The following is a 6,000-nucleotide window of genomic DNA, read 5'->3' on the forward strand; positions in this document are numbered from 1 at the left end:
AATTTCCAACCGTATTTCCAACCTTATCTACTGATTCTGATGCCAAAAGATGCAACTAGATGCAAGCCTATTTATGGCTATCCATCCAAAATTGATTAATAATAAAAAGAAATGAAAAATGAGGCAAAGTTAGAGCGTTGGCCTCCGGAGCCAAAGGTCGTGCGTTCGAATCGCGCCGGGCGCGCCATAAGGAAACCAGCAGGTTCCCCATTTTGAGGGGGCCTGCTTTTTTTGTTCGTCTTGTCAAAATACCCCCAAGCCGTTTTTCGTCTGAAAGCCGTTGGACGGTGTCCGTTCAGCATATTGCCGGTTTGCTCCAGAGCGTTCGGCGGCCTGCTGCGTATTGCGCCTCATTTTTGTCAAACGTCAACTGGCTGCTGCGGAATGCCGCCTTGCGCAAGGGGGGGGCTGCGCCCGGTGTGGTGACTCCTGTATTTTCCAGAACTGTTTTTCTGTTTTATGTAAAAATTATGAATGATATACGAAGTATATTCATTTTTTAATGACTTAATGCTCCAATATTATACCTCTTTATTTTTTCTTTTATAGCCTGTACTATAATCACATGGTTTCAAATGCGCTTTTTTTCTCTTGACACCTGCAGGGGAGAGATCGAGCATACAAACAGTAAAGCAACAAAGGGATGCCGCGCGGTTTTTTCGTCCGCCGCATGTGCGCCCGCCGAACCCCGCCGGAACATCCCTCCCCATCTTCCAAGGATTTATATATGACCCAACAATTTACCCGCAGAAAGTTTCTGCAGTCGGCCTGTATCACCATCAGTGCCCTGACGGTAAGTGCAAGCGGTCTTGACAAGGCCCTTGCCGCCGTCAGCGGGGCTGCCCCAATGGCTGCCTGTGACGTGCTGATAATCGGCTCCGGCGGCGCAGGCTTGCGTGCCGCGGTTGCCGCCATGAAAAAAAATCCCAGGCTCAACGTGGTTATTGTGACCAAGTGCATGCCCTCGCGCAACGCCACCTGTATGGCCGAGGGCGGCATCAACGGCGTCACCGACTTCAGCAAGGGTGATTCTTACGAGCTGCATTGCTACGACACCGTCAAGGGCGGCGACTACCTTGTGGACCAGGACGCCACCCTCAAGTTCTGCGAGCAGGCCGGCCCCACCATTCTTGAACTGGATTACAAAGGCATGCCCTTTTCGCGCACGGCTGACGGCAGGGTAAAGGCCCGGCCGTTTGGCGGCGCGTCAAAGGTGCGCTGCAACTATTCGGCAGACAAGACAGGCCATATTGTGGCGCATGTCTGTCTGGATGAAGCCCTGACGCACGGCGTCAAGTTTCTCATGGATCATGAGCTGCTGGATCTCGGCGTAGACAACGGCCGTTGCGAGGGCGCGGTGCTGCGCAATATTCGCACCGGCGAAATATCCCCTGTGCGTGCCAGGGCCGTGGTGCTCGCTACCGGCGGGTATACACGGATTTTTTGGAACCGCACCTCCACGCCCTATATTGCCACCGGCGATGGCGTGGCTGCCGCCCTGCGGGCGGGAGTACCCTTTAAAGATCCGGAAATGATCCAGTTTCACCCCACCGGCGTGGTGCACGGCGGTGTGCTTATTACAGAGGCCGCCCGCGGTGAAGGCGGCTATCTGCTCAACAACAAGGGCGAGCGGTTCATGAAAAACTACGCCCCCGGCAAGATGGAGCTTGGCCCCCGCGATATTGTGGCCCGCGCCATTGAAACGGAAATCCGCGAAGGACGCGGCTACGGGCAGGGCCTTGAGGCATATGTACTGCTGGACCTCGTGCACCTGGGCAGGAATAAAATTATCAACGATCTTCCGCAGATCCGTCACGTTGGCAAGCTGTTTGAAAACATAGATCTTGTGGACAGGCCCATGATCATCCGGCCCACGGCCCATTACTCAATGGGTGGCATTGCTGTGGCAAAGTTTGATGACATGTCCACGGAACTTCCTGGCCTGTTTACCGCAGGCGAGGCTTCCTGCGTGTCCATTCACGGGGCCAACCGTCTGGGCGGCAACTCCCTGGCGGATGCCGTGGTGACCGGCAAGATTGCCGGTGATGGCGCAGCGGCCTACGCCGGTTCGGCGGACCACAGTGCGGGCAAAAGGCTGGCTGATCTGGCCGGCCAGTGGCAGAGCCGCTTTACCAACGTTTCCAGCGGCGGCGATGCCAAGGAAATGTATGCCCTTCGCGAAGCGATGGGCGCGCAGTTGTGGGATAATCTGGGAATCTTCCGTACCCAGGCCAAGCTTGCCTCTTTGGCAGACACCCTGGCGGAGATGCGTTCGCGTTATGATGCCCTGCGCGTACCCAATGCCAATCCTGTCTATAATTCCGTGTTCACGGAGTATGTGGAGCTGGGCAACATGCTGCAGCTGGCGCAAGCCGCCTGCCTTGCCGCCACAGAGCGCAAGGAGTCGCGCGGAGCGCATACCAGGGAGGACTTCCCCAAGCGCGACGACGCCAACTTTCTCAAGCACAGCATGGTCACCATGAGTGAAAGCGGCAAAATGCATATGGGCTGGAAAGACGTGGAAATCACCAAGTTCAAGCCCGAGGAGCGTAAGTACTGATGGCTACACTCATTATTGACCGCTTTGACGGCAAAAAACACTACGAGCAAAGTTACGTTCTTGCCCCGGCCGACGTGTCCGGCAAGACTGTCCTCAATACATTACTGTTCATCAAGCAGACACAGGACCCCACGCTCAACTTCACGGCGTCCTGCCGTTGCGCCATTTGCGGGGCCTGCGGCGTCAGGGTCAACGGGCATGCCATTCTGGCCTGTGACACCAAGATGGACGATCTGATCGCGACCTATGGTTCCGACACCATGCGCATTTCTCCTCTTGCCAACTTCAAGGTCATTTCAGATCTGGTGGTGGACTGGGAGCCAGCAGTGGAAAACCTGCGCAAGATCCATCCCGGCATGGTCGCCAAGCCCGAATTTTCCATGAAGGAAGGCTGCCGCCAGACACAGGCGGAATTTGACCGCATCAAAAAACAGTGGGACTGCATCATCTGCGGCTGCTGCGCCTCCGAGTGCAACAAGCTCACCGCCGACAACCGGGACTATATGGAACCCTTTGTGTTCACGCATGCCTGGCGGGTCGCCAATGACTCGCGCAGCAAAGATCCCCTGCTGCACGGCAAGCCCGCCGTGGCCGGGGGCCTGTGGAACTGTGTGCACTGTCAGGAATGCGCCAACCGTTGCCCCAAGGGTATCAGCTCTGCCGATGACATTGCGGCCCTGCGCGCCAAGGTTATGGCAAAGGGCATGACAGACGGCGTTGGCCCGGCCCATGCCAAATCCTTCTACACCGACCTGGTGGAAGATTCGGGACGGCTCAACGAAGTGCGGCTGGCTCTGCGTACCGAGGGCATCAGCACCGTGACGCGTGCGGGCATGGCTATTACGCTCATGCGTCAGGGCAAGATGAATCCGCTCGAGGCATTTGGCGAAGATCCCGTTGAAGGGCATGCCGCCCTCGTGAAGATGATTGAGGCGGCCCATGCCGCCGCGAAGGAGTAGCCGTATGCAGACCGAATACGCCTTTTTTCCCGGCTGCGTGCTGACTCAGGCGGCCAAAGAATCCAGGATGGCCCTGGAGGCCGTGGCCCCCATCCTGAATATTACCCTGAGGGAAATACCCGGCTGGACCTGTTGCGGCGCCTCCCAGGCTCAGGATGTGGATCCCCTGGCAACCCTGGTAGCCAATGCCCGCAATCTGGCGCTTGCCGAACAGATGGGGCTGCCGGTGCTGACATCGTGCAGCACCTGTCTGCTCATGCTGCGCCGGGCCAAGGCGGAACTGGACGGCGGGCAGAAAGACCGCATCAACACGTTTCTTGCCAAGGGCAATATGGCCTATAAAGGCGAAAGTGAAGTGACCAGTCTGCTCTGGGTGCTGGCCCAGAATGCCGACGCGCTCAAGGCCAAGGTTGTCAAACCCCTCAATGGGATGAAAGTGGCGGCTTTTTACGGCTGTCACAGCTTGAGGCCCGAATCCGCACTGGGCTTTGAAAGCTCGGTGAATCCGTCGAGTTTCGAAAAGGTGGTTCATGCCCTGGGCGCGCAGGGCGTTCCCTTTGACAAACGGCTGGACTGTTGCGGTTTTCATGCCGTGTATCCGGCGGAAAAATCCGTCATGCTCATGACAAGCGAAATCATCAACAGCGCCGCCGCTGCCGGGGCCAATTGCGTGGTGACGCCTTGCCCCCTTTGCCAGATGCAGCTTGACATCTATCAGGACAATGCCCAGGAACTGCACAAGTCCAAAGCCCGTGTTCCCGTGCTGCACCTTTCGCAGTTGGTGGGGCTGGCTTTGGGGCTGCCTGCCGCGAAGCTGGGCCTGGACTATAACGTGATTGACGCCACAAAGCTCGGCTAGAGCAATTTCACTTTGAAATTGCCCTGGCGGCTGCGTGAGCAGTCGCCCGCCGCAAAGATGCAAGCGCAGCTTCAGCCGTTACGACAAAGGAAGTTACGGATGCTTCAGGAGTTGTAACGCGGGAAACTACGCTTGCAGACACCATGTGTAACGAGGGGTTTGTTTCCACACAACCACTGTCGCCATTCGTAAGGCTCGCAGGCTCGCCAACGACTGCCGCGAAGACAGCAGAGCTATTTACTTGCGCGGTTAAACGCCGAAGTGAGCGTGCCTTAAACTTTGAGAATATACATTCTCAAAGTTAATCTGCTCTAGGTTATTCAGCTTTGAAACAGACAAGGCCCCTGCCGCAATCAGCGGCAGGGGCCTTGTCTGTATGTATAAACCTTTGGGGCATTTGTCCCTTGAAACTACGTATCCTCACGGGGGGGATTTCATTACAGCGCGTAACAGCGCAAACACACTGCGCTTGCGCCTTTTCTGCGGGCATCTGCTCGCGCAGTCGCCAGAGCAGTTTCAAAGTGACAATGTCCTATGCGTCGTTCCCGCTCAGGGCGGCGCGTATGCGGCAGACGCCGCAGGTATCGCCCGAAGACGTGGGATAGCCGCACAGGGTGCAGGGCGCAAGGGTTACCCCCTCTTCGGCTTCACGCCGGGCAAAAACAGGCCGCCCCCGCGCCAGAAAACCCTGATAAAAGTCCAGCTTGCGGCCGGGCATGGCGGCTTCGAGGTTTTGCAGCAACCCCTTGAGCGTGGTGAAGCTGGCGCCGGGACTGTAGGGACAGGGCGCATAGTGGTTTTCTATGCCCATCAGAAAAGCATAGTTGGCGGTTTCAAATTCCGTGAGCCGCCACAGGGGTTTGACCTTGCGTGAAAAGCCGTGCTCGCTGTCGAGGCGCGGTCCCTGATCGGAAAGATAGGCCGTGTCCCAGCGCAGGGTATTGCTGAAAAGGCGAGCCACTTCGTCATCAAGGTTGTGTCCGGTGGCAAGGGCGTCAAAGCCCTCATCCAGCGCGACCTTGTTGAAAAAATGGCGCTTGATCTTGCCGCAGGCCGAACAGACGGGACGGTTCAGGCGCGCTTTTACCGCCGGGATGGCAAGGCCCTCGGCTTCCATTTCCCTGACCATGAGCGTGAGGCCGTGCTTGGCGCAAAAGCGTTCCACAACGCCCCGCGCCGCGGCCGAGGACACGGGGATGCCCAGGTCAATGTGCAGGCCCGTGACATTGTAGCCCTGGCGTGAAAGCTCAAGCATGAGAGCAAGGGAATCCTTGCCGCCCGAAAGGGCCACGAGCACGCGCTCGTCACGGGTAAAAAGCTTCTGCCCCTCAATGCCCCTGGTTACCTGGCGGGAAAAAAAGTCCTTGTAGCAGTCGGGGCAAAAGGCGGCATTATGGCTGCGCAGGGCCACTGCGGCCTCGGCTTTGCAGATTTTACACTTCATCGCTGTTCCTGGGCTGTATTTGAAGACGGTATGGCAGAGTATTTCAGTACGTAATTATATTCAAGACCGGGGGGCGTCATCGTGGCCCGGCTCAAGCCAGCCCAGTCGGCGACACCAGCGGGTATACAGGGTGCAGGCGCGCGCCGCAAAGGCTTCCAGCCCCACAAGGGGGCGCAGG

4 protein-coding genes are annotated in these 6,000 nt (G+C 57.4%); 3 read left to right on the plus strand and 1 reads right to left on the minus strand.

Translation table 11 applies throughout. From position 1 onward, the window contains the following. Positions 1-727: 727 nt before the first annotated feature. The 3 genes from sdhA to sdhE are packed head-to-tail and all read left to right on the plus strand — an operon-like array spanning position 728 to position 4,378. A complete protein-coding gene (gene sdhA / locus V6C16_RS01045; protein WP_333535813.1) occupies positions 728-2,560 on the plus strand; it encodes an 8-methylmenaquinol:fumarate reductase flavoprotein subunit in 1,833 nt (610 codons plus the stop codon). Next, on the plus strand, positions 2,560-3,519 hold the full coding sequence (gene sdhB, locus V6C16_RS01050; protein ID WP_333535812.1) for an 8-methylmenaquinol:fumarate reductase iron-sulfur subunit: 960 nt from the start codon (positions 2,560-2,562) through the stop codon (positions 3,517-3,519). The genes sdhA and sdhB overlap by 1 nt, the downstream gene beginning before the upstream one ends. A 4-nt stretch (positions 3,520-3,523) precedes the next feature. Next, positions 3,524-4,378, plus strand: a complete 855-nt coding sequence (sdhE, locus tag V6C16_RS01055) for an 8-methylmenaquinol:fumarate reductase membrane anchor subunit (RefSeq protein WP_333535811.1) — start codon at positions 3,524-3,526, stop codon at positions 4,376-4,378. 532 nt (positions 4,379-4,910) lie between these two features. Here the strand turns inward: sdhE and V6C16_RS01060 are convergent. Beyond that, positions 4,911-5,822, minus strand: coding sequence for an ATP-binding protein (locus V6C16_RS01060; protein WP_333535810.1), 912 nt, complete (start codon positions 5,820-5,822; stop codon positions 4,911-4,913). Positions 5,823-6,000: the final 178 nt, after the last annotated feature.

This window comes from Desulfovibrio sp. 1188_IL3213, from assembly GCF_036763145.1.
Lineage (GTDB): Bacteria > Desulfobacterota > Desulfovibrionia > Desulfovibrionales > Desulfovibrionaceae > Desulfovibrio.

Bases quoted from the DNA above. Each gene is read 5' to 3' on its own strand.
- V6C16_RS01060 (WP_333535810.1), bottom strand. From the start codon at position 5,822: ATGAAGTGTAAAATCTGCAAAGCCGAGGCCGCAGTGGCCCTGCGCAGC.
- sdhA (WP_333535813.1), top strand. From the start codon at position 728: ATGACCCAACAATTTACCCGCAGAAAGTTTCTGCAGTCGGCCTGTATC.
- sdhB (WP_333535812.1), top strand. From the start codon at position 2,560: ATGGCTACACTCATTATTGACCGCTTTGACGGCAAAAAACACTACGAG.
- sdhE (WP_333535811.1), top strand. From the start codon at position 3,524: ATGCAGACCGAATACGCCTTTTTTCCCGGCTGCGTGCTGACTCAGGCG.